The sequence below is a fragment of the Mycobacterium venezuelense genome (assembly GCF_054919535.1).
Window position 1 is genome coordinate 514,292 of record NZ_JBONDW010000001.1, and the last position, 21,551, is coordinate 535,842.

A 21,551-nucleotide genomic window follows, 5' to 3' on the forward strand; every position below is an offset into this window, starting at 1 on the left:
AACGCAAGCCACCCTAGCTGCCGAACAGAGCAACGTTCGGCCGACACTCCGCGCCCGACGGTCCAAGCGCGTTCCGCCGATGCACGTTTGGCTGGTCTCAGCAATCGCCTACCGAAGCGACACACCTCGTGAGAAGAGGTTTGGGAAGCGCGGGCAACGTTTCGCCGAGCGCGTCGTTTCGATCGGCCGTGCGCGGGTACAGGGATGGCCATGACGTCTCTGTGGCTGGCCGACCGCGCACGCGAGCGGCCGCTTCCGCCCGAACCCCTCGAGGAAACCAACCGATCCGCCGATGTCGTGGTCGTCGGCGCCGGGATCACCGGTCTGATAACCGCTGTGCTGCTTGCTCGGGCCGGCAAGGACGTGCTGGTACTGGAGGCCCACACCGCGGGTGCGGGTACCACGGGCAACACGACGGCCAAGATCAGCCTGCTGCAGGGCACGAAGATGTCGAGCATCCTCAAGAAGCACGGGCCCAAGGTCGCCAAGCAGTACGTCGAGGGCAATCTCGAAGGCCAGCAGTGGCTGGTGGGGCATTGCGAGGCCCACGGCCTGTCGGTTCAACGTGAGGCGGCCTACACCTATGCGCAATCCGAGGACGGAGTCCGGCTCGCCCGCAACGAATTGGAAGCGTGCCGGACGGCAGGGCTGGATGTCGACTGGGTCGACCCCGAGGACGCCCAGGTGCCTTTCCCGTTCTCCGGTGGGGTCCGGTTGGCCAATCAGGCGCAGTTCAACCCGATGCCCTTGTTGGACAGCCTGATTGTCGAACTCGACGAGCGCGGCGGCCGGCTTGCCCAAGGCGTGCGGGTCCAGCGGGTCTCCGACGATGGAGGCGGTCTGAAACTGCACGTACGGACGAATGCCGGGACCGAGTTCGACGTGCTCGCCAGCCAATGCGTGTTGGCCACCGGGATTCCGATTCTCGACCGCGGCGGGTTCTTCGCACGGCTCACCCCGCACCGTTCGTACTGCATGGCGTTCCGGGTGCCGGGAAACCTCACTCGCGGCATGTACATCTCGGCCGATTCGCCCACCCGGTCGGTGCGCTACGCGCCCACGTCCGACGGTGACCGGCTGATCGTCGGCGGGGCGGGGCATCTGGTCGGGCGCCGCGCCAACGCCGCCCAGTCGGTGCAGGAGCTCGCGTCGTGGGCGAAGGTGCACTGGCCCGGGGCGATGCAGACGCACTACTGGTCGGCGCAGGACTACTCCCCCGTCGATGAGTTGCCCTACGTCGGCCCGATTCTCCCCGGCCACGAAAAGATCTTCGTGGCGACGGGATTCGACAAGTGGGGCATGACCAACGGGGCCGCGGCGGCGTTGGCGCTGTCGAGCCGGATCCTCGGCGGCCGCATGGACTGGGCAACCGCGTTCGCGAGCTGGAGCCCGCACGAGCTGTCCGGCATCCCGGCGGCGATGAAAGCGAACCTTGAGGTGGGGCTCAACCTCGCCAAGGGCTGGATCACGCCGGTCACGCGCATCGGCAGCCATGTTCCCGAAGACGGCGGCGTGGTCAGCGGTCCGCCGTGGCACATGGAGGCCTGCAGCGTGATCGACGGAGTCGAGCATCGCGTCTCCCCGGTGTGCCCGCACCTGGGTGGCATCGTCAACTGGAACGACGCCGACGAGTCATGGGAGTGCCCGCTGCACGGTTCGCGCTTCGCCCCGGACGGCACGCTGCTGGAGGGGCCGGCGACCCGGAATCTCACTGCCGCCCGATAACGCTGTGGCCCTGACGGCAGTGTGCTGCAATGTCGGGCATGGGTGACATCGACGAGATCAAGCAAGTCAAATACCGGTACCTGCGTGCCCTCGACACCAAGCACTGGGACGAGTTCGCCGATACCCTCACCGAGGACGTCGCAGGCGATTACGGGCAGTCCCTGGGCGAGGCGCTGCACTTCACCGATCGCACGGCGCTGGTCGATTTCATGAAACGCTCACTCGGGCCGGAGATCATCACCGAGCACCGGGTCGCGCACCCCGAGATCACCGTCAACGGCGACGAAGCCACCGGAACGTGGTACCTGCAGGACCGGGTGATCGCGCCGGATTTCAATTTCATGCTGATCGGCGCGGCGTTCTACCACGACTCCTACCGCCGCACGAGCGAAGGCTGGAAGATCAGCGCGACGGGTTACGACCGCACCTACGACGCCACGATGTCGCTGGAGAACCTGAACTTCAAGCTGAAACCCGGTGCCGCCCTGAATATCTGACGCTATTTCGCAACCGCGATCAGCGCGCCGGGCCGTAGCCAGCGCATGATCTGCACCAGGGTGGCGTCCTCGATGGCGACGCAGCCGGCGGTCGGTCCGCCGTCGGTGGTGTGCACGAAGAACGCACCGCCGTTCCCGGGCACCCTGGCCTTGTTCACGCCCATCACGACGGCGTGCTTGTACTGCGGGATCTGCAGGTTCTCGGTCCCGCTACTGGGATCGGTGTCGAACGGGCACTGCGCCTTCTTGCACACCTGCATGGTGTTGTACGTCGGGCTCTTCATGTCCCCGTCCCACCAGTGGTCGGGGCCGACCTGGACGTACTGCAGGCCACCGCCGGGATTCGGGGCGGTGCCGAAGGCGAAGTCGAGGGTGAAGATCCCCATCGGCGTCGCCATGTTGCCGTCGTGCGTCTTGGCGGCCATGCCGTTGGCCCCGATGTTGGCTGGGATGCCGACGCCGATGGGTTGCCAACCGGCTGAGCCACGTTGCCACACATCCATTTTCGCCTTCGAACCGCCCACACCGACGACGGAGATCACCTGCGTGGCCGAGCCGACCGAGCGGGCGAACCACGGCGCGTTGACCGCGGCGGCGGCCGGCGCACACGTCAGCGCCAGCACAGCCGCGCACAGCAGTACCAGCAGTCGACGCACTCATCCATCGTCGACGCCGCGGCTATCGCGGGCGTCAAGGTTCGGACACGATCAGGTCGCGGCTTTGTCCGCGGCCACGAGTTCGTTGAGCCAAGACGTCCAGCCGGGCCGTTCGGTGTCCGCGGTCGCGGCGGCGTCGGATCCGTAGAGAAACAGGGTGACCATCGCCCGCGTCTCCGCACCGACCGGGCAGCTGCCGAACACCGCGACGCCGGCGCCGGGCTCCTCCAACCGCAGCATCATCTCGCACGACTGGGCGTCCTGCTTGACGCGTTCGACGACACCGGACAACCGCGGAGCACCCGCAGGTGTGTCGACGCGATCGCCCACGGTCACACCGTTCGCATTGAGCGCCGTGGTCAGCCGGGTCCACAGCGTGGCCATGTCATCGGAGTGCCCGGCCATTGCATGGGCCGTCGCGGCGGGCTGCCCCGCGTAGTGCTTGAGGTAGACCCGCAGCACCTCGAAGAACCCGGGCCAACCGCCCTCGAAGCTCTCCAATTCGTCGTCCCAATCGTCTTTTTCGGTGAACAGGCTGTGCACCATCCGTACGACGCAACTGTCACCGGAGCGGCTCGTGACGACGACCTCGGTGGCGACCGGCGGGGCTTCGCCGTTCCATCCCGGCTCCTCGTAGGCGAAGCGGACGGGCGGTTCCCAGCCAGTGACGATTCCGGGTGGCGACGAGTCGCCGCATTCGGCATCACCGAAGTCGAATGTGATTGCGCCACCGACGCGTTCCTCGACGGTCGTTGGGGTGAACCAGGCGCTCATGCCGGGGCCGGTCGCGATGGCCCGCCAGACCTGTTCGGGGGTTCCGGGTACCAGGAACTCCATCTCGACCCAGCGGCGTCCGGAATCGTCTTTCTTCAACGGCATTTCGGCTCCTCGGTATTCGGTTTCGGATAGGCGGCGACGACCAGCCGGTGCTCGCGCCCGTCGGCGGCGGTGTCGTCGTGATAGCGGGCCGCCAATGACAGGACCGCGTCGGACAATTCGCGGGTGAACGCGGCACGGTCGGCAGGTGTGCGGAATCGGATAACGGTGTCGATCGACAACGTGGCCAACCGCTTGTTTTTCGTGCGAGCGGTTCGCCACAAGTCACCGACCTCCCGCACGGCCCGGGCCGACAGCGCGATCAGATAGCTCGCCGAGAGCCGGTCACTGCTGCGGCCCGGGTCGGCGGCCGCCGGGCCGAGCGCGCCAGGGGAAACCACATACGACGACGCCGTCGCCACGAGAAGACGCTCGGTGAGACCGCCCCAGCGCCGTTCGCCCGCGACGGTCACCAGGTCGTGCTGTTCGAGCGCACGCAGGTGGTAGTTCACCTTTTGCCGCGTGATCCCGACCCGCGCGGCCAGTGCGGCCGCCGAGGCCGGCTCGCTCAGTTCGGCCAGCAGACGGCTGCGGATCGGGTCGAGTGCGACGACGGCCGCCGACGGATCGTCGATGACGTCAAGTTCCAGCACACACGCATCGTCGCCCTTGACAAGTTTATTTGTCAATGCATCCGGATAACTTGACTGCATGGACGTGCGCAAAATCGGCAGAGGGCTCGGCACGCTGGACCGCGAGGTCTTCGAAGCGGTCGCCGAGTCACCGAGCCCGCTGCTCGACACCGTCATGCCCAGGCTCACCAGGGCCGCCGACCACTCCAAGCTCTGGTTTGCGATCGCAGCCGGGCTCGGCGCGGTTGGCGGCACCTCGGTGCGGCGCGGTGCCGCGCGCGGCGTCCTCAGCCTGGCCGTCACGAGTCTCGTGACCAATCAGGTCGCCAAGCGGATATGGCGCAGGCCCCGGCCGGACCGCACGCTGATCCCGGTGGCCCGACGAACGCGCCGTGTCCCGACGTCCACGTCGCTGCCGTCAGGGCATTCGGCTAGCGCCGCCGCGTTCGCGGTCGGGGTCGGGCTGGAGAGCCCGCCTGCCGGACTCGCGATGGCGCTACTCGCGGGCCTGGTCGGGCTGTCCCGCGTGGCCACCGGCGCGCACTATCCCGGCGACGTGTTCGCCGGATTCGGTATCGGTGCGGGCATCGCGATCCTCGGTGCGAGGGTGGTGCCCACTCTTCCGACGGCAAGCCTGCCGACGTCCGATCCGCTGCGGTACAAGACCGAGCCTCGACCGGACGGAGCGGGTGTCGTGTTGGTGATCAACCCGGCTTCCGGCGGTGGCACCGGTGCCCGCGTCGTCGACGAAGTTCGAAATGCCCTGCCCCGCACCGAGATCATCGAGATCACCGAAGACGAGGACATCGAGAAGGTGCTGCGCGAAGCCGCCGAACGCTGCGAGGTGCTCGCAGTGGGCGGTGGCGACGGCACAGTCGCCTGCGCGGCCGGGGTGGCGGTCGAGGCAGATGTACCGCTGGCGGTGTTCCCTGGCGGGACGTTCAACCACTTCGCGAAGGACATCGGCTGCGACTCAGTGGCGCGCACGGTCGACACCATCCGCCGCGGCACCGCCGCCTATGTCGATCTGGTGTGCCTCAACGAGAAGCAGCTCGTGATCAACACCGCGAGCATCGGCGCCTACCCCAAATACGTGCGGATGCGCGAAAAACTCGAGCACCGCATGGGTAAGCGCCTGGCCGGTGTGTACGCCCTGTACCTGACGCTGCGCCGCGACGAGCCGGTGCGCATCACCTACGACGACAAGACGATTCAGACGTCGCTGTTCTTCCTGGGGAACTCGACGTACTTTCCGTCGGGATTCGCACCGGCGTTGCGCCCGCGCATGGATGACGGCCTGATCGACGTGCGGATCCTGGAGACCGGCCGGAAGTTCAGCCGCCTCCGTATCGCGACGGCCGTCGCGCTCGGCCGTCTCGTACGCAGCCCGCTTTACCACGAGATGCAGGTGCCGGAGTTCCGGTTCAGCACCGTCGACGGCCCCACCGTGCTGGCCCACGACGGCGAGGTCGGCGAGACCTGCACCCAGGCCAGCTTCAGCGTTCGCTACCGAGCGCTACCGGTGTTTCGTCCGTTGCGGTGACCGCCGGGTACGGCGGCGCGAGCAGCAGGCAGACGACGAAGTACGCGTAGCCCAGCGCCCAGCCCGCCAGCACGTCGGACGGATGGTGGACGTTGAGGACCACGCGGCCGATGCCGATCGCGATGACCAGGACCGCGCCGGCGATCGGCAACCAGCGCCGCAGCGCGGGGCGCAGCGCCGGCGACGCCACGACGAGCAGCCCAAGAACGCTGACGAGTACGCCAAGAGCGTGCCCGGACGGGAATGACGACCACGACGCGTACACGAGCGCGGACGACGGACGCGGTCGGTCGGCAATCACCTTGGCCAGTTGGATCACGATGCCGTTGAGCTCGACGGTCAGCAGCAGGAACAGCGCAACCCGGAAGTGACGGCGCACCAGGGCGATCACGATGATGACGGCGCCCACCAGGCGAAAGGCCATGGGCCCGAACACCGTGCAGAACACGTCCCACGCCACCACCCACGCCGGATGTGTAGTGCCGTACCGAAACGGCCAGTCCAGGCCCGCATCGTCCATCCGGACCAGCCAGCCCCAGGACACGCCGTATCCGACCCACAACAGCGCGTAAAGTGCCGCGGCCGCCACCGCCGTCGTGACCAGCAATCCGGTACGTGTCCCCACACGACCATCTCTACCAGGTCCAATAGACATCCAATGCCGACGAGCTACGGTGCAGAGATGGCACTGTTCCTGCGGAAGCTGCTGCGCATCGGCGGCCTACCGGGCGACCTGCGTACCGAGGCCGAATCCGAAGGCATCCTCTTCATCGCCGAATACGTCCCGGTCACCAGACGTTTCACCGGCTCCATCCCCGGCAAGCGATCTGCCGGCAGCATCGCGAGCTACGCCGGCTCCCTCGTACTCACCAACCAACGCGTGCTCGCGACCATGTCCACCATTCCCAAGCTGGCCGGTCGCAGCATCGACCAGCCTTGGACGGCGCCGCAGTCCGGTGCGGTGAAAGCCGAACTCAGCGCGTCGGGACTCACCCTGGAGACCGACCTCGCCGAGGTGGACGCACGCTGCCAGGGCCAGCTGTCGTTGCACTACAAGACCGAAATACCCGAGGACGTGCTCATGCGGGTGCCGCACCGGTCACTGGCCTTCGACGTGCCGCCCGAGTACGTGTTCCGCGCGATCGGTGTGCCGTACCACCCGTGAGAGCTCCACGGGATAGTTGTTCTCGATGAGCCAAACGCTTGCTGGACTGTGCCGCAGCCTGTTCGGTCGGTGAGTGACACGAGAGGATGTGACGTGACCGAGCCGCAACGGCAGAACCTGCTGATCGTGCATTGGCATGACCTGGGACGCCACCTCGGCGCCTACGGCCATTCGGGCGTGACCAGCCCGAGGCTCGATCAACTGGCCGCCGAAGGGATCGTGTTCACCCGCGCGCACGCGACCGCACCGTTGTGCTCGCCGTCGCGCGGGTCGCTGTTCACCGGCCGCTATCCACAGAGCAACGGCCTGGTGGGCTTGGCCCACCACGGCTGGGAGTACCGCACCGGTGTGCGCACGCTGCCCCACGTCCTGTCCCAATCAGGTTGGCATACGGCGCTGTTCGGTATGCAGCATGAGACGTCGTATCCGTCGAGGCTTGGATTCGACGAGTTCGACGTGTCGAATTCGTACTGCGAATACGTCGTCGAACAGGCCACCCGGTGGCTGGCCGATGCCCCACCCGAGCCGTTTTTGCTCACGACGGGCTTCTTCGAGACGCACCGCCCCTATCCGCGCGCCCGTTATGAGCCCGCCGAAGCCGAGAGTGTGACGGTTCCCGACTACCTGCCCGACACCGCCGAGGTACGGGCCGATCTCGCTGAGTTCTACGGCTCGATCGCGGTTGCCGACGCCAAGGTGGGCGAACTGCTCGACGCCCTGGCCGCGGCCGGGCTCGACGACAGCACGTGGGTGGTGTTCGTGACCGACCACGGCCCGGCACTGCCACGCGCCAAATCGACGCTGTACGACGCGGGCACCGGCATCGCGCTGATCGTGCGGCCGCCACGCGGGTCCGGCGTCGCGCCCCGCCGCTACGACGAGCTGTTCAGCGGCGTCGACCTGCTGCCGACGCTGCTCGACCTGGTCGATGTCGAGATACCCGCCGAAGTCGACGGTTTGTCGCATGCCAGCAACCTGACCGGCCCCACCCGAGACGGTTCGGAAATACGCACCGCGGTCTACACCACAAAGACCTATCACGATTCGTTCGATCCAATTCGGGCAATCCGGACAAAGGAATACAGCTACATCGAGAATTACGCGGCCCGGCCATTGTTGGATTTACCATGGGATATCGCCGACAGCCCGCCGGGTCGGATTGTCGCAGCTGATGCGCTCGAGCCGAGACCCGCGCGCGAACTCTACGATCTGGTTGACGACCCGACGGAGACCAATAACCTGCTCGGCCCAGGTGCGACCGACAAAGCGGAGGCGGTCGCCAACGATCTCGCGTTACTACTGAACGACTGGCGCGAGAAGACAAACGACGTCATACCGTCCGATTTCGCGGGCACGCGTATTTCAGAGCGTTTTACCGAGACATACCTGCATATCCACGGCCGTCCCGCCCTGAGTAGATCGGCGATAGCGGCGGATCGCGGGATCGACGACGCCGTGCAAGCCGACCAATAGTTTCAATCACGGCGAACACAAAACCTTGACGGCCTCTGGAATAGGTACCGCAAATCAATGGCAGTTAGAGTCACGGCCATGTCCGACCATCCGACCACCTACCTGGTGCTCGCGTCCCAGCGCAGCGGCAGCACCTTGCTGGTGGAGTCGTTGCGTGCCACCGGGGTGGCCGGTGAACCGCAGGAGTTCTTCCAGTACCTGCCGAGCACCAGTCAGTCGCCACAGCCACGGCAGTGGTTCGAGGGCGTCGAGGACGAGTCGATTCTGAGGTTGCTCGATCCACTGGACGAAGGCAAGCCGGACCTCGCGCCCGCGCACATCTGGCGTGACTACATCCAGACCGTGGGCCGCACGCCCAACGGCGTCTGGGGCGGCAAGCTCATGTGGAATCAGACGCCGCTGTTGCTGGACCGGGCGAAGGGGCTTCCGGACCGGTCGGGCACGGGCCTGTTGTCGGCGATTCGCGACGTCGTCGGCAGCGATCCGGTGCTCATCCACGTGTACCGGCCCGACGTGGTGTCGCAGGCGGTGTCGTTCTGGCGCGCCGTGCAGACCCGGGTGTGGCGGGGCAGGCCGGATCCCGCGCGCGATGCCCGCGCCGAGTACCACGCCGGGGCGATCGCCCATGTCGTCACGATGCTGCGGGCTCAGGAGGAAGGCTGGCGGGCCTGGTTCGCCGAGGAGGACGTCAAGCCTCTCGACATCTCCTACCCGTACCTGTGGCGCAATCTCACGCAGGTCGTCGCGACGGTGTTGGAGGCGCTCGGCCAGGATCCGCGATTGGCGCCCGCGCCCGTGCTGGAACGCCAGGCCGATCAGCGTTCCGACGAGTGGGTGGACCGCTACCGGTCCGACGCCGAGAAGGAAGGCCTGCCGCTATGACCGTGACAGACCTCGTGCACGTCGACGAGCTCCGGTTGTTGGAAGCCGAAGCGGTGCACATCATCCGTGAGGTGGTCGCCGAACTTCAGCGGCCGGTGCTGCTGTTCTCTGCAGGCAAGGACTCGATCGTGCTGCTTCGGCTGGCGGAGAAGGCTTTTCGCCCGTCACCGCTGCCGTTTCCCGTGATGCATGTCGACACCGGGCACAACTTCCCCGAGGTCATCGAGTTCCGGGACCGCCGCGTCACCGGTGCGGGCCACAAACTGATCGTGGCCTCCGTCCAGGAGACCATAGACAGCGGCCGCGTCGCCGATCCCGGCCCGGGTGCGTCGCGTAACCGTCAACAGACCCGCACCCTGCTGGATGCGTTGGAAGCCGGCGGATTCGACGCCGCGTTCGGTGGCGCACGCCGCGATGAGGAACGCGCCCGCGCCAAGGAACGCATCCTGAGCTTCCGCGACGAGTTCGGCCAGTGGGATCCGCGCGCGCAGCGCCCCGAGCCGTGGTCGCTGTACAACGGCCGCATCCGCAAGGGTGAGCAGGTCCGCGTCTTCCCGCTGTCGAACTGGACCGAGCTGGACATCTGGCGCTACATCCAGCTGGAAAACCTTGAGCTGCCGTCGATTTACTTCGCCCATGAACGGGAAGTGTTCGAGCGCGACGGCATCCTGCTCGCGGTTTCGGAATACGCGCGGCCACAGGGCTCCGAGACCGCGGCGGTCGAATGGGTGCGCTACCGCACGGTCGGCGACCTCACCATCACCGGGGCCGTGCGGTCGCAGGCCACCGATATCGAGCGGGTGATCACGGAGATCTCCGCCGCGACCGTGTCCGAACGCGGCGAAACCCGCGCCGACGACCGGACTTCCGCGGCCGCGATGGAGGACCGCAAGCGGGAAGGCTATTTCTGATGAGCACTCGTCAACTGCTGCGCATCACCACCGCCGGATCGGTCGACGACGGCAAGAGCACACTGATCGGCAGGCTGCTGCACGATACCGACAGCCTGCCCATCGACCACCTCGAAGCCGTCACCGATGCCGAGGGCGTGGCCGATCTGGCCGCGCTGTCCGACGGGCTGCGCGCCGAACGGGAGCAGGGCATTACGATCGATGTCGCCTACCGGTTCTTCTCGACCGACACCCGCAGCTACATCCTTGCCGACACCCCGGGACACGAGCGCTACACCCGCAACATGTTCACCGGCGCGTCCAACGCCCATGTCGCGATCCTGCTGGTCGATGCCCGCGCCGGTGTGCTGCGCCAGACCCGCCGGCATGCGCGCATCGCAAAGCTGTTGGGTATCAAGCACTTCGTCGCAACCGTCAACAAGATCGATCTCGTCGGGTTCGACAAGGAACGCTTCGCCGAGGTCGAGCGGGAACTGCAGCAGGTCGCCGACCGGCTCGGCCTCGCCACATCCGGAGCCGAGCTGACCGTCATCCCGATCGCGGCCAAGCTCGGCGACAACGTCGTCCACCGCTCGGACAACACGCCGTGGTACGACGGCCCCACGCTGCTGGAGTATCTGGAGGCCGTCGAACTGTCGGCGCCGCACCCGGAGCCCACGAGCCTGCGGTTGCCGGTGCAGTGGGTGTCCCGGCCCACCGCCGAGCAGCGCCGCCGCTACACCGGCAGATTGTCCGCGGGCACGCTGCGGGTCGGCGATCCGGTGGTGAGCCTGCCTGCCGGTACCCGGTCGACGGTGACCGCGGTCGACACGCTCGACGACGACCGCACGGTAGGCGTTGCGCCGCTGTCGGTTTCGATCGAATTGGCCGACGATATCGATGTCGGTCGCGGCGACGTGTTCGTGAGCGCGTCAGATGACGCCGTGCTGCCGGTCCTCGCCCGCGAGCTCGATGCCACGGTGTGCTGGTTCTTCGACAACCCACTGCGGGCCGGCGACCGGCTGGCGCTCAAGCAGGGCACCCGTACCGTGCGGGCCACCGTCCAGGAGTTGCACAACAAGCTCGACCCGGAAACACTCGACGAGGTCGACGGACCGGTCGAGTTGGCGCTCAACGACATCGGTTCGGTGACCCTGCGAACCAGCTCGGTCGTCATTGCCGACCCCTATGCCGACAACCGGGACAACGGCGCGTTCATCCTGATCGACGAGGTCTCCAACGACACCGTCGGCGCGGGCATCATCCTCGACGCTCGCGAGGTCAAGCCGAGCGGCCATAACCGGTCAGACATCAAATGGCATCCGTCATCGCTCGACCGGGACTACCGCTGGAACAAGACCGGGCAACGCGGCGCGACCATCTGGTTCACCGGCCTACCCGCCTCCGGCAAGTCCACCGTGGCGGTGGCCGTCGAACGCGCCCTGGTCGAGTCCGGCCAGGTCGCCTACCTGCTCGACGGCGACAACCTCCGGCACGGGCTGTCGGACGATCTCGGGTTCTCGGCAGGCGACCGCACCGAGAACATCCGTCGCGTCGGGCATCTCACGCGCCTGCTGGCCGACGCGGGCGTCGTGGCATTGGCCTCGCTCGTGTCTCCGCTGCGCTCCGACCGCGAGACCGCACGAGCCCTCAACGACGCGGCCAAGCTGCCGTTCATCGAGGTGCACGTCGCGACACCGGTCGAGGAATGCGCGCGCCGCGATCCCAAGGGCCTCTACGCGCGCGCCAAAGCCGGCGAGCTCACGGGTCTGACCGGCGTCGACGCGCCGTACGAGGCGCCCGAGAACCCCGATCTCGTGCTCGACACCACCGGAGCCGACATCGACGACCTCGTCGATCAGGTGATCACCTTGCTCAACGCCCGTCGCTGACCTGTGATTTGTGCACCGTCAACGGCGGTCAGCGCCGGTGGAGGTGCACAAATCACTCGACTCGGGCGACCACGAACACGCGACGGAACGGGAAGAACGTCGTGCCGTCGGGCCGGGCCGGATAAGACGCGGCCAGCAGCGGAATGATGGCTTGGCGATACTCCTGCCACGCCTGTTCGGTCAGGCGGCTTTTGACCTGGGTGAGTGCTGTCCCGGTGATCCAATCCAAAACCGGTGTCTCGCCGGTCAATTGGTGCACGTACGTGGTCTCCCAGGCATCCACGACACAACCAGCATCCGTGAGCAGTCCCGCGTATTCGACGGGCGTGTCCACCTGGCCGGTATCGCGCCACGGCATGTCCCGCAGGGCTTCGGCGAACGGCGCGCTGCGCGCCACTTCCCGCACCGCCTCGTGTGATGGCGAATCGAAGTTGCCAGGCACCTGAAACGCGATCCAGGCGCCCGCAGGCAGTTGACGCGCCCACCGCACCACGATCTCGCGGTGCGTCGGCACCCATTGCAGCGCCGCGTTGGACACCACCACATCGGTGTCGGACCGTGGCACCCAGTCCTCGATCGCACCGGCGTGGGCATCGACGCCGCGAGCCTGCGCCGCGGTCACCATTTCCGGCGAGTTGTCCCACGCCTCGAGCGCCGCATAGGGCCAGCGTTGGCGCAGGGTCTCGGTCAGGTTGCCCGGTCCGCATCCCAGGTCGACGACCCGCCGCGGATCGACCGCCGCAACCCGCGACAACAGGTCGTAGAACGGGCGACCACGGTGATCAGCGAAGGCCAGGTAGGTGTCGGGATTCCACACGGGTGCCATCTTCCTCCTCAGTTCCGGATGACATCATCGCTGTCGATGGATGAGTCGCAATCGGTTGAGAAGATCTGGACGTCGCTGGGCTTACCGGGCATCGTCGATGTTCACACCCACTTCATGCCGAAGAACGTCATGGACAAGGTGTGGCAGTACTTCGACAGCCAGGGCCCGCTGATCGGCCGCGAATGGCCGATCACCTACCGCGCCGACGAGCAACAGCGGGTCGCCACGCTGCGGTCCTTCGGCGTGCGACGGTTCACGTCGCTGGTGTATCCGCACAAGCCGGACATGGCGGCCTGGCTCAACCTATGGGCATTCGGCTTCGCGCAGGCCACGCCGGATTGCCTGGCCACCGCGACGTTCTTTCCCGAGGAGGGAGCCGCCGGCTATGTCGCCGACGCCGTGGCGGCAGGCACGCAGGTGTTCAAGGCACACATCCAGGTCGGCCGCTACGACCCCAACGACCCACTGCTCGACTTGGTGTGGGGAACCATCGAGGACGCGGCGGTTCCCGTCGTGATCCACTGCGGGTCGGGCCCGGTGCCCGGCGACTTCACCGGCCCGGACCGGATCGCCCAGCTGTTGCGCCGTTATCCCCGGCTGGTCCTCATCGTCGCGCACATGGGCATGCCGGAGTACCGCGAATTCCTCGACCTTGCCGAGCAATTCGATCAAGTGCGGCTCGATACGACCATGGCGTTCACACCGTTCGTCGAGTCCACCATGCCATTCCCGGCATCCGACCGGAGCCGCCTGCACGCCCTGGGCGAGCGCATCCTGTTCGGCAGCGATTTCCCCAACATTCCGTACGGTTACGCCGAGGCTGTGCAGACGCTCATCGACCTGCCCGGCGTCGACGACAAGTGGCTGCGCAACGTGCTGCACGACAATGCCGCGCGGCTGTTCGACCTGAACTAACTCTCACAGGCGGTTTACAGCCAGGTCAGGCACGGTGTTGCGCATGACGACATCGCGGTGGCAGCATGCCGGTCTGTTCGCGTTGCTCGCCGCCACCGCGGCGCTGTATCTGTGGCACCTGTCGATCAACGGTTACGGCAACGACTTCTACGCCGCGGCCGCGCAGGCAGGCGCACAGAGTTGGTCGGCGTGGTTCTACGGCGCCCTCGACGCGCACAACTTCATCACGGTCGACAAACCGCCTGCCGCGCTGTGGATCACCGGCCTGTCGGTGCGGTTGTTCGGCATGAACCCGTGGTCGGTGTTGGCACCCGAGGCTTTGATGGGCGTCGCGGCGGTGGCCGTGCTCTATGCGACGGTGCGGCGGTCGATGTCCACACAGCCGTTTGCACCGATCGCCGGACTGCTTGCCGGCGCGGTTCTGGCCGTCACCCCGGCTGCGGCCCTCATGTTCCGGTTCAACAATCCCGACGCCCTGCTCGTGCTGCTGCTGGTCGTGGCCGCGTACTGCCTGACCCGCGCGGTCGAGTCGGCATCCTGGCGCTGGCTGGTCTTTTCCGGCGCGGTGCTCGGCACGGCCTTCCTGACGAAGATGCTGCAGGGGTTTCTCGTGCTTCCGGCGTTCGCGCTGACGTACCTGCTGCTCGCACCCACATCGTGGCGCCGACGGCTGTGTCACCTGCTGGCCGCCGCCGCTGCGCTCGTCACCGCCGCGGGCTGGTGGGTGCTCGCGGTCCAGCTGGTACCACCGAGCAGCCGGCCCTACATCGGCGGATCGACCGACGACACCGAGCTCGATCTCGCGTTCGGCTACAACGGGATCAGCCGCATCGTCGGTGGTGAACACCATGCCGGTGCGAGGTACGGCCATGGCTTGGCACGGCTGTTCACCGCAGAGGTCGGCAACGAGATCGGCTGGCTGCTGCCCGCGGCGGCGGCGGCCGCCGGCTTCGGGTTGTATCTGGCTGTGCGACACCGGCTTCCGCGCACCGAGTTGGCCGCGCTTGTGATGTGGGCCGGTTGGCTGGTGACCACCGCGGTCGTGCTCGGGTACATGAACGGCATGCTGCACCCGTACTACACGGTCGCACTCGCGCCGGCGATCGGAGCACTGCTGGGGTGTGGCGTCGTGTGGGGGTGGCGGCGGCGGGCTCACCTCGACGCCCGGATCGCCCTCGCGGCCCTGTCCGTGACCGCCGCCCTTTCCGGAGTGAACCTGCTGCACCGCAACGAGTTCGGCCCGGCGTGGTCGGTGTGGGCGATCACAGCCGTCGTCGTGCTCGCAGTGACCGCATTGATCCTGGGACACCGATGGGCGGTTCCCGGACTGGTACTCGCGGCGGTGGCCGGTCTGATTCCGGTGACCGGCTTCGCGGTCGCGACGGCGACGGCACCGCATCACGGCACACAACCGGTCACGGTGAACCAGTCAGCGGGCTGGCTGGGTGATCTCGCGGCCAACCGCGAGCTTGCGGAGAAGTTGGCCGCGACGCGCACAACGTGGTCGGCGGCCACCAACGGTTCTCAGCCGGCGGCGGCGCTGGAGATCGCGTCCGGCACTGCCGTGATGGCGGTCGGCGGGTGGAGCGGCGACCCGGTGCCGACGCTGCAGCAGTTCATCGGTGATGTGCATGCCGGCCGGATCACGTACTACGTCGAGGCCGGCTTTCGCCCGCATGGCGAGGTCATCCGCGCACCCAACCGCACCAACGCCCACACCCGCGAGATCGCCGACTGGGTCGCCGCTCATTTCACCCCCGTCACGATGGGCTCATCTACCGTCTACCGGCTGATCTGACGGTTAGCATCGGCATCGTGGAGTCGTCCCATGCTGACCGAGTCGATCCGATCGAACCTCCCATCCCGATTCCGGATGTCCCAGGAGCCGATGCCAGCTCACGTGGCCTGCCCCGACGGGTCGATCTGACCGTGCGCCAACGCGCGATCGTCGACGCGTCCGCAGCGTCCGACATCGTATTGCGCACCGGGGTGGCATCGATCGTCGCAGCCTCCATGGTTCCGCGCACCCTGGCGTCGATCATGCGGCCCGCCGGTTCGCGAATCGAACACGATCACATGCGGTTCTACGCCGATCTCGCCGACGCACAGGACCCCGCGGTTTCGTTCCCCGCCCCGACCGAGCCTCCGCGTGTCTCGTCTCGACCGGCCAATCCGATTGCGGAGTGGATCGCGCACGGCCGGGTCGAGAACATCAGATTCGCCAGCAGCTTCAGCGCCGTCAACCCCGCCCTTCGCGACCAATGCGCGGGCTTTGCCCGCAATAACGTTGTGCGGGCTCAGCATTGGCGTCATGACGATGGACCGCATCCAACGCTGTGCGTGATTCACGGATTCATGGGATCGCCGTATCTGGCGAACGGGCTCTTCCTGTCCCTGCCGTGGTTCTACCGCTCCGGCTACGACGTGTTGTTGTACACCTTGCCGTTTCACGGTCGGCGCGCCGAAAGGTTCTCGCCCTTCAGCGGTCACGGCTTCTTCGCACACGGGTTCGGCGGATTCGCCGAGGGCATGGCTCAGGCGGTGCACGACTTCCGGTCGATCATGGATTATCTGGAGTTCACGGGTGTCGATCGGATCGCGCTCACCGGCATCTCGTTGGGCGGCTTCACGTCGGCCCTGCTCGCCAGTGTCGACGATCGAATCCAGGCCGTGATCCCGAACGTGCCCGTCGTGACGCCCGACCGCACGGTCGACGAGTGGTTCCCGGCCAACAAGCTAGTGGCACTTGAGCGTTTCGTCGCGCGCACCGATCCGGCGTTGTCCGAGGCGGCGACCCGCTACGCGTCACCGCTGAACTACCGGCCGCTCGTCGCCAAGGACCGCAGGCTCATCATCACCGGCCTCGGTGACCGGCTGGCCCCGCCGCAGCAGGCCGAGTTGCTGTGGGAACACTGGGATCGCTGTGCGTTCCACTGGTTCCCCGGCAACCACCTGCTGCACGTGAGCCAGCCGGACTACCTACGCCGGATGACCCGCTTCCTGCGGAATTTCATGTTCGACTGACGGACGTGGCAGCAGCGCCTTCGGCAACACCGTCGGGCCGCCATCGAGCCGGTGCGTCGACAGCGGGTTGAGCGCAGCCAGTGCCGGACGATGGTTTCCGCGGGCCGCGCTGAGGCCGGGTACCGGAGCCTTCGCCGCGGGCCGGTCCGTGGTGCGAACCGCGCACCCGACCGTCAACAGCGGATGTGCCGGAGATCCGGTGAATTCCAGCGCAGTCCAGGTCTCATCGGAGGGCAGTGCGCTGATTGCGGCGAGTGCCTCATCCAGGTTGTCGTTCACCGCAACCCGGTACGCCGCGACGTATCCGGTCTCGTCCTGCACGCCTCGCCAGGTCTCCTTACCGGGAGCCGGGAGCGGCGTGTCGACACCGTCGACGATCGTGACGGTCCAGCCGTGCTCGCGCAGGTGGTCAGCCAATCGGCGACCCACCACTTCAGTGGTGTCCTGCAACGGGATTCGCGACGACCGCGCTCGCAGCGCGTCGAGGTTGTCGGTGGCGGCGACGGTCAGGCTGATCCAACTGCGCCGGCTGCCGTTGGCGTCGCGGTGGCTGACGCGGACCTTGTCGCACCGGATGCCGTACCGGTCCAGATAGCTCACGACAATCGGCAGTTGGGCCGGTGTGGCCGGATCGACCCGCAGCACGACGGTCGCCGCGTCCTGGCGTTCTTCGACGTCCTTCTTCGCGAGATTGCGCCGCCACATGGCGATTCGCCGGCCGACCATCGTGGTGAAAAACATGCCGCCCCACCAGGCCAGCAGCACGATCACCGCGGCGACGGAGACGCCGAGGACCCAGCGTTCAGTGGTGGTCTGCCATGGCCGGGCCAGCACCGCCGCGACGATGAACAGGGACGCCAGCGCGATACGGGCGGTCATGTGGTCTTGTCCTTCCGACGGTATGCGACAAGAGCGGCAACAGCCACAAGCGCAAGGGCTCCGGTACCGGCGAACGCGATGATTCGCGGGGTGTTGTCACGCGGCGCGGGTTCTGGCGGTGCCGCAATGGGTTTACCTTCGGGCGCCGTCGGCCCGTCGAGTGGGATGTCGGCCACGTTCCAGGTCAGTGCCGCGACCGGGTCGACCCCACCGGCGCCGATGACGTTGGACGGCGACCGTGCCGCGCCCTGCGCCGTCGTCGTCAGGCGATGCACCACCTGGCGCGCGTTCAGATCGGGGTACTTGCTTCGCACCAATGCCGCGACACCCGACACGTAGGCCGTGGCGTAGCTCGTGCCGCTCAGCGGGATCAGCCGATCCTGTTCGGACGCAACAGCGTTGGACAGGCCACCGTCGGGCGCGTTGCTCACCGAGGTGATGTTCTCCCCCGGCGCAGCGATTCCCACCCATGGGCCTGCCATGGTGAAGCCGGACGGCTGCCCTGTCGCGTTCAGCGATCCGACGGACAGGACATAGGGCTGCCACCACGACGGTATCGAAACCGATGTGACACCAGCCCAATTGCGCGGGTCATCCGCATGGCCTGCGTTGCCGAGCGGATTGGACTCGCAGGCCGATCCGGTGGTGACACCACCACGGTTGTTGCCGGCGGCAGCGACGATGACGGCATCCTTCTCGACCGCGGCGTAACGCAGCGCTGCGCCGAGTTCGGTTTGGTCGACGGTCTTGTCGGCGGGCAGGCACGTCACGACGGAGATGTTGATGACGCGCGCGCCCAAGTCTGCTGCGCGCACAACGGCCCGCGCCAGGCTGACGACATCGCCTGCCGCACGGGCCTCGACCGCGTCGGCACTCGGTGTGCGTGGGGCGAACCGTGGCGAATTCTGTCGGATCGAGATCAACCGGGCGGCCGGTGCCACACCGGAGAATCCGTCGGGTCCGGGTTGTCCGGCGATCAGGCCGGCGACCGACGTGCCGTGGCCGTCGCAGTCGGTCAGGCCGTCGGTCGACTCGATGAAGTCGCCTCCGCCTTCGACGTTGGGAAGCCGCGGGCCGGGCTGCACGCCGGTGTCGATGACCGCGACGGTCTGCCCTTCCCCGCGACTTTGCTGCCATGCACCGGCGAGGTTGAGCGCCATCTGGTTTGGGCTGACGGCACCGGGATCGGTGCCGGGCATCGTGGTTGTCGTCGTGCATTCACCGCGCTGCATCATCGGTTGCACCGGCCCCGCGGCGCCCGGAGGTGGACCGACTTGCGGGTCGACCTCCGGCGGGCTGATGGCGCCCGCGGACGGGCAGCCGATCAGCAGTACGAGACCGGCCGTCGCGAGGACGCCCAGGCTTTTCTGAATCACCGATTCATCACCTGTCGAGAACCAGGCTGAACAGCCCAACGAGGAAGGCCATCACCGGAATCAGTGAGGCATCGATACCAGAAGCCAAGAAGCCGACGAGCCGGCGCATCGGCAGCGAGTACGTCTCGGGATTGGCGATAGCCGGGTTGAGTGCCGCGACAACCCACACCAGCACCAGCGCCGCGAGCGCGGCCAGCGCCCACCATGCCGCCTCATAATGTCCGTCGATCGCGAAGGCGACCAGCAAGACGACGGTCAGCAGGTAGGAGTGGCCCAGCAGCCATGCCTTGCACGCGGCGGAATCCCATACCCGTGCGCGCAGTGCGGCACCGGCCGCGGCGGCCACGACGATGTACCAGGCCCACGGAGAAGCGGAAGCCGAACCCACCAACGCCAGCGACCCGGTCACGGCCAGGAGAACACCGGCCGCGATCACACCGGTCTGGTGCGACTGGCTCACGCGCACCCGGCGCGGCAGGTCGGCCAAGACCGAAAGCGGCTGCGCCGCCGGCGTCGGATCGCCCGGCGCCGGAATGACGGGAAGCGGGAAGCGGGCCCACATCGCCGACAGTTGTGCGGCTTGGACGGTGACCAACAGCCCGAGCAGCACCAGCGCGCAGCCCAGGATCGTCGATGAGAGATCCCACATCGCGGCGGCCCCGGCCACCAGCAGGACACCGATACCGGCCACCGCGGCGGCGGTGAATACCGCGATGCCGCGGTCATCGCCGGAGCTGGCCATGCTGATCAGCGACCACGCGGCCACACCGGCGGCCGCGAGCAGCACATTGGGCGCGCCGAAATCGCCTGGCACGCCGAGGGCGAACGCCGCAGCGACGGGCACGAGCGCGGTGACCGCAAGGGCGGTACCGAACACCGGGAACCGGCCGCGCACCGACAGCGCACCGAGCACGGCGGCAATGGCGATGCCACTGACGACGAACAGTCCGAGCATCTCATCGGTGACCACCCGGTGCGCCACCGCGAAACCGGTGCCGACGAGGATCAGCCCGATCACGGCAAGCGCGGCCGCCCGCGCGACGTGCGCGGCACCCCAGGGACGCTGCCGGGCGGCCGAGAAGATGACGGCGGCATCGGCGATGTCCTCGACGATCCTTGGTGCGGGCGGACCGGCCGGAACTGCCTGCAGCGCAAGCAGATCGCCGTCCACGACACCGACGGTGTCAAGTGTGGCGTCCAAGCTGAACGGGGCTCCGCCGACTGGGGCCAGGCTGAGCCGCACCGGGTCGGGGGCGCTCGCCCCGTCATCGCCGCCTGCGGGCAGCACGATGCGCTGGACCGCGGGCAGGATTTCGCGCAGCGGCAACTCGGACGGCAGCGCCATCTCGGTAAGCCGGCCACCGTCGTCTCCAGCGGCCAGCACGGCCACCCGGACGATCGGCATCACAGTGTTCTCGGACATTCCTATGCTTTCTGGGGTATTTCTCGGTGAGGTGCCGCGGCTTCGTCGAAGTCGCGGGTGAGCGGATGGTCGGGGAACCACGAGCCGCTGGGCAGGGATGCGGTCAGCCGCTCGATCGCCGCGGCGATCGCATCGGCACTGCCCGCCGTAAAGGTCGAAATCCATTCCCCGTCGAAGGCTTTCGACGGCGAGACGAGGATCCGGCCCTGTGGGGTGTCAACCACGCTGACGCCCACCTGGGTAGTGACACGGTGACCGTCGCGATGTTCTCCGGCGACGATCTCGACGTAGGTGCGCCGACCTTCGAACACCGATTCCACCACGGGGCGGGCCGACGCCGGGACTCCGAGGAATCCCAGCACCTCGGCCAGCGGGGTGCCGTTGCGGATCTGCTCGTCGGCGCGGGCGCCTGCGGCGGCCGGCAACGCGAACTCCTCGAACCGCGCGGGCCGGCGCTGCGACAGACCCGCCGTGAGCACCGGTACCAGGGCATGCGGGTGGCTGATGTCCATCTCGGTGAAGGTGACCAGCTGCGCGTTGCGCAACGCGACGACGGTACGGCCATCGCCGCGCTGGCCGTCTCCTCGCGCGAACGCTCGTCCGCGCGCCACGATGCCGCGCAGCAGATCACCCGGCCCCGACACGAAGCGCAGGTCGAGCCACTGCGTGGCCCGGCAGGTCAGCCTGACCCACTGGGCGACAAGAGGATTGACCTCGCCACTGGAATTGAGCACGCCCATCCTGGTCAGTTCGGCGGTCTGTTCGGCGACGAAGCCGGACCGCTGAGCCGGTTCGCTGTAGGGCGGCGTGATCGCCAGCACCCACGGAAACGCCCCGGCGCCGAGCACATCCGCGATGTACCAGGCTTGCTCGGTGGTCAGCTCGACTGCGTTAGCTCCCACTATGTCCTATCTGGAAGACCGAACCCTAGCCCCAT

At 67.3% G+C, this 21,551-nt stretch carries 20 protein-coding genes; 11 read left to right on the forward strand and 9 right to left on the reverse strand.

Annotation, left to right across the window (positions count from 1 at the left end):
• Positions 1 to 210: 210 nt before the first annotated feature.
• Both ACRCUN_RS02540 and ACRCUN_RS02545 read left to right on the forward strand, forming a co-directional pair.
• Positions 211 to 1,725: an FAD-dependent oxidoreductase gene (locus ACRCUN_RS02540; RefSeq protein WP_462140074.1), complete on the forward strand. Its 1,515-nt coding sequence runs from the start codon at positions 211 to 213 to the stop codon at positions 1,723 to 1,725.
• A gap of 38 nt (positions 1,726 to 1,763) precedes the next feature.
• A complete protein-coding gene (locus ACRCUN_RS02545) occupies positions 1,764 to 2,222 on the forward strand; it encodes a nuclear transport factor 2 family protein (protein WP_462140075.1) in 459 nt (152 codons plus the stop codon).
• Between the two features lie 2 nt (positions 2,223 to 2,224).
• Here the strand turns inward: ACRCUN_RS02545 and ACRCUN_RS02550 are convergent, their stop codons facing one another.
• From ACRCUN_RS02550 to ACRCUN_RS02560, 3 genes are read right to left on the reverse strand one after another with little or no spacing between them, the layout of a single operon-like run.
• Positions 2,225 to 2,878, reverse strand: a complete 654-nt coding sequence (locus ACRCUN_RS02550) for a L,D-transpeptidase family protein (RefSeq protein WP_462140076.1) — start codon at positions 2,876 to 2,878, stop codon at positions 2,225 to 2,227.
• Between the two features lie 51 nt (positions 2,879 to 2,929).
• Positions 2,930 to 3,757 carry an SRPBCC family protein gene (locus ACRCUN_RS02555; protein ID WP_462140077.1) on the reverse strand — a complete coding sequence of 276 codons (828 nt, stop codon included), beginning with the start codon at positions 3,755 to 3,757 and terminating at the stop codon, positions 2,930 to 2,932.
• Entirely contained in the window at positions 3,748 to 4,347 is a 600-nt protein-coding gene (locus ACRCUN_RS02560) for a winged helix-turn-helix domain-containing protein (protein WP_462140122.1), read from the reverse strand. Before ACRCUN_RS02560 ends, ACRCUN_RS02555 begins: the two co-directional genes overlap by 10 nt.
• Before the next feature lie 58 nt (positions 4,348 to 4,405).
• On the opposite strand from ACRCUN_RS02560, the gene ACRCUN_RS02565 reads away from it, so the two are divergent.
• Positions 4,406 to 5,869, forward strand: coding sequence for a bifunctional phosphatase PAP2/diacylglycerol kinase family protein (locus tag ACRCUN_RS02565; RefSeq protein WP_462140078.1), 1,464 nt, complete (start codon positions 4,406 to 4,408; stop codon positions 5,867 to 5,869).
• Here the strand turns inward: ACRCUN_RS02565 and ACRCUN_RS02570 are convergent.
• Positions 5,823 to 6,524 carry a phosphatase PAP2 family protein gene (locus ACRCUN_RS02570; protein ID WP_462140079.1) on the reverse strand — a complete coding sequence of 234 codons (702 nt, stop codon included), beginning with the start codon at positions 6,522 to 6,524 and terminating at the stop codon, positions 5,823 to 5,825. The genes ACRCUN_RS02565 and ACRCUN_RS02570 overlap by 47 nt on opposite strands.
• 27 nt (positions 6,525 to 6,551) lie before the next feature.
• On the opposite strand from ACRCUN_RS02570, the gene ACRCUN_RS02575 reads away from it, so the two are divergent.
• From ACRCUN_RS02575 to cysC, 5 genes are all read left to right on the forward strand, one after another.
• Positions 6,552 to 7,034 carry a hypothetical protein gene (locus tag ACRCUN_RS02575; protein ID WP_462140080.1) on the forward strand — a complete coding sequence of 161 codons (483 nt, stop codon included), beginning with the start codon at positions 6,552 to 6,554 and terminating at the stop codon, positions 7,032 to 7,034.
• A 93-nt stretch (positions 7,035 to 7,127) separates the two neighbouring features.
• Positions 7,128 to 8,507, forward strand: coding sequence for a sulfatase family protein (locus ACRCUN_RS02580; protein WP_462140081.1), 1,380 nt, complete (start codon positions 7,128 to 7,130; stop codon positions 8,505 to 8,507).
• Positions 8,508 to 8,585: 78 nt separating this feature from the next.
• On the forward strand, positions 8,586 to 9,389 hold the full coding sequence (gene stf0, locus ACRCUN_RS02585; RefSeq protein WP_462140082.1) for a trehalose 2-sulfotransferase: 804 nt from the start codon (positions 8,586 to 8,588) through the stop codon (positions 9,387 to 9,389).
• Entirely contained in the window at positions 9,386 to 10,300 is a 915-nt protein-coding gene (gene cysD / locus ACRCUN_RS02590; protein WP_462140083.1) for a sulfate adenylyltransferase subunit CysD, read from the forward strand. The genes stf0 and cysD overlap by 4 nt, the downstream gene beginning before the upstream one ends.
• The gene (gene cysC, locus ACRCUN_RS02595; RefSeq protein WP_462140084.1) at positions 10,300 to 12,171 is read left to right on the forward strand and encodes a sulfate adenylyltransferase subunit CysN; all 1,872 of its coding nucleotides are present in this window, start codon (positions 10,300 to 10,302) and stop codon (positions 12,169 to 12,171) included. Before cysD ends, cysC begins: the two co-directional genes overlap by 1 nt.
• Before the next feature lie 52 nt (positions 12,172 to 12,223).
• On the opposite strand, the gene ACRCUN_RS02600 is transcribed toward cysC, so the two are convergent.
• Positions 12,224 to 12,988 carry a trans-aconitate 2-methyltransferase gene (locus tag ACRCUN_RS02600; RefSeq protein ID WP_462140123.1) on the reverse strand — a complete coding sequence of 255 codons (765 nt, stop codon included), beginning with the start codon at positions 12,986 to 12,988 and terminating at the stop codon, positions 12,224 to 12,226.
• 45 nt (positions 12,989 to 13,033) lie between these two features.
• Here ACRCUN_RS02600 and ACRCUN_RS02605 point away from each other — a divergent pair, with 45 nt between their 5' ends.
• Genes ACRCUN_RS02605 through ACRCUN_RS02615 form a run of 3 tightly spaced genes read left to right on the forward strand, consistent with a single transcriptional unit; the run spans position 13,034 to position 16,936 of the window.
• Positions 13,034 to 13,912, forward strand: a complete 879-nt coding sequence (locus ACRCUN_RS02605) for an amidohydrolase family protein (protein ID WP_462140085.1) — start codon at positions 13,034 to 13,036, stop codon at positions 13,910 to 13,912.
• Between the two features lie 43 nt (positions 13,913 to 13,955).
• Positions 13,956 to 15,710, forward strand: coding sequence for a glycosyltransferase family 39 protein (locus ACRCUN_RS02610; protein ID WP_462140086.1), 1,755 nt, complete (start codon positions 13,956 to 13,958; stop codon positions 15,708 to 15,710).
• Between the two features lie 17 nt (positions 15,711 to 15,727).
• Complete coding sequence (locus ACRCUN_RS02615) at positions 15,728 to 16,936, forward strand: alpha/beta hydrolase family protein (protein ID WP_462140087.1); 1,209 nt, start codon at positions 15,728 to 15,730, stop codon at positions 16,934 to 16,936.
• On the opposite strand, the gene eccE is transcribed toward ACRCUN_RS02615, so the two are convergent.
• From eccE to ACRCUN_RS02635, 4 genes are read right to left on the reverse strand one after another with little or no spacing between them, the layout of a single operon-like run.
• Positions 16,892 to 17,815 (reverse strand): type VII secretion protein EccE, encoded by a 924-nt coding sequence (eccE, locus tag ACRCUN_RS02620; RefSeq protein WP_462140088.1) that lies wholly within the window; start codon positions 17,813 to 17,815, stop codon positions 16,892 to 16,894. The two genes, ACRCUN_RS02615 and eccE, sit on opposite strands and share 45 nt — an antisense overlap.
• On the reverse strand, positions 17,812 to 19,191 hold the full coding sequence (mycP, locus tag ACRCUN_RS02625) for a type VII secretion-associated serine protease mycosin (protein ID WP_462140089.1): 1,380 nt from the start codon (positions 19,189 to 19,191) through the stop codon (positions 17,812 to 17,814). Before mycP ends, eccE begins: the two co-directional genes overlap by 4 nt.
• Before the next feature lie 7 nt (positions 19,192 to 19,198).
• Positions 19,199 to 20,614 (reverse strand): type VII secretion integral membrane protein EccD, encoded by a 1,416-nt coding sequence (eccD, locus tag ACRCUN_RS02630; RefSeq protein WP_462140090.1) that lies wholly within the window; start codon positions 20,612 to 20,614, stop codon positions 19,199 to 19,201.
• A 2-nt stretch (positions 20,615 to 20,616) separates the two neighbouring features.
• Positions 20,617 to 21,516 (reverse strand): ESX secretion-associated protein EspG, encoded by a 900-nt coding sequence (locus tag ACRCUN_RS02635; RefSeq protein WP_462140091.1) that lies wholly within the window; start codon positions 21,514 to 21,516, stop codon positions 20,617 to 20,619.
• Positions 21,517 to 21,551 lie beyond the last annotated feature (35 nt).

Bases quoted from the DNA above. Each gene is read 5' to 3' on its own strand.
- ACRCUN_RS02545 (WP_462140075.1), top strand. From the start codon at position 1,764: ATGGGTGACATCGACGAGATCAAGCAAGTCAAATACCGGTACCTGCGT.
- ACRCUN_RS02605 (WP_462140085.1), top strand. From the start codon at position 13,034: ATGGATGAGTCGCAATCGGTTGAGAAGATCTGGACGTCGCTGGGCTTA.
- cysC (WP_462140084.1), top strand. From the start codon at position 10,300: ATGAGCACTCGTCAACTGCTGCGCATCACCACCGCCGGATCGGTCGAC.
- ACRCUN_RS02555 (WP_462140077.1), bottom strand. From the start codon at position 3,757: ATGCCGTTGAAGAAAGACGATTCCGGACGCCGCTGGGTCGAGATGGAG.
- ACRCUN_RS02575 (WP_462140080.1), top strand. From the start codon at position 6,552: ATGGCACTGTTCCTGCGGAAGCTGCTGCGCATCGGCGGCCTACCGGGC.
- stf0 (WP_462140082.1), top strand. From the start codon at position 8,586: ATGTCCGACCATCCGACCACCTACCTGGTGCTCGCGTCCCAGCGCAGC.
- eccD (WP_462140090.1), bottom strand. From the start codon at position 20,614: ATGTCCGAGAACACTGTGATGCCGATCGTCCGGGTGGCCGTGCTGGCC.
- ACRCUN_RS02570 (WP_462140079.1), bottom strand. From the start codon at position 6,524: ATGTCTATTGGACCTGGTAGAGATGGTCGTGTGGGGACACGTACCGGA.
- ACRCUN_RS02610 (WP_462140086.1), top strand. From the start codon at position 13,956: ATGACGACATCGCGGTGGCAGCATGCCGGTCTGTTCGCGTTGCTCGCC.
- ACRCUN_RS02565 (WP_462140078.1), top strand. From the start codon at position 4,406: ATGGACGTGCGCAAAATCGGCAGAGGGCTCGGCACGCTGGACCGCGAG.
- ACRCUN_RS02540 (WP_462140074.1), top strand. From the start codon at position 211: ATGACGTCTCTGTGGCTGGCCGACCGCGCACGCGAGCGGCCGCTTCCG.
- eccE (WP_462140088.1), bottom strand. From the start codon at position 17,815: ATGACCGCCCGTATCGCGCTGGCGTCCCTGTTCATCGTCGCGGCGGTG.
- cysD (WP_462140083.1), top strand. From the start codon at position 9,386: ATGACCGTGACAGACCTCGTGCACGTCGACGAGCTCCGGTTGTTGGAA.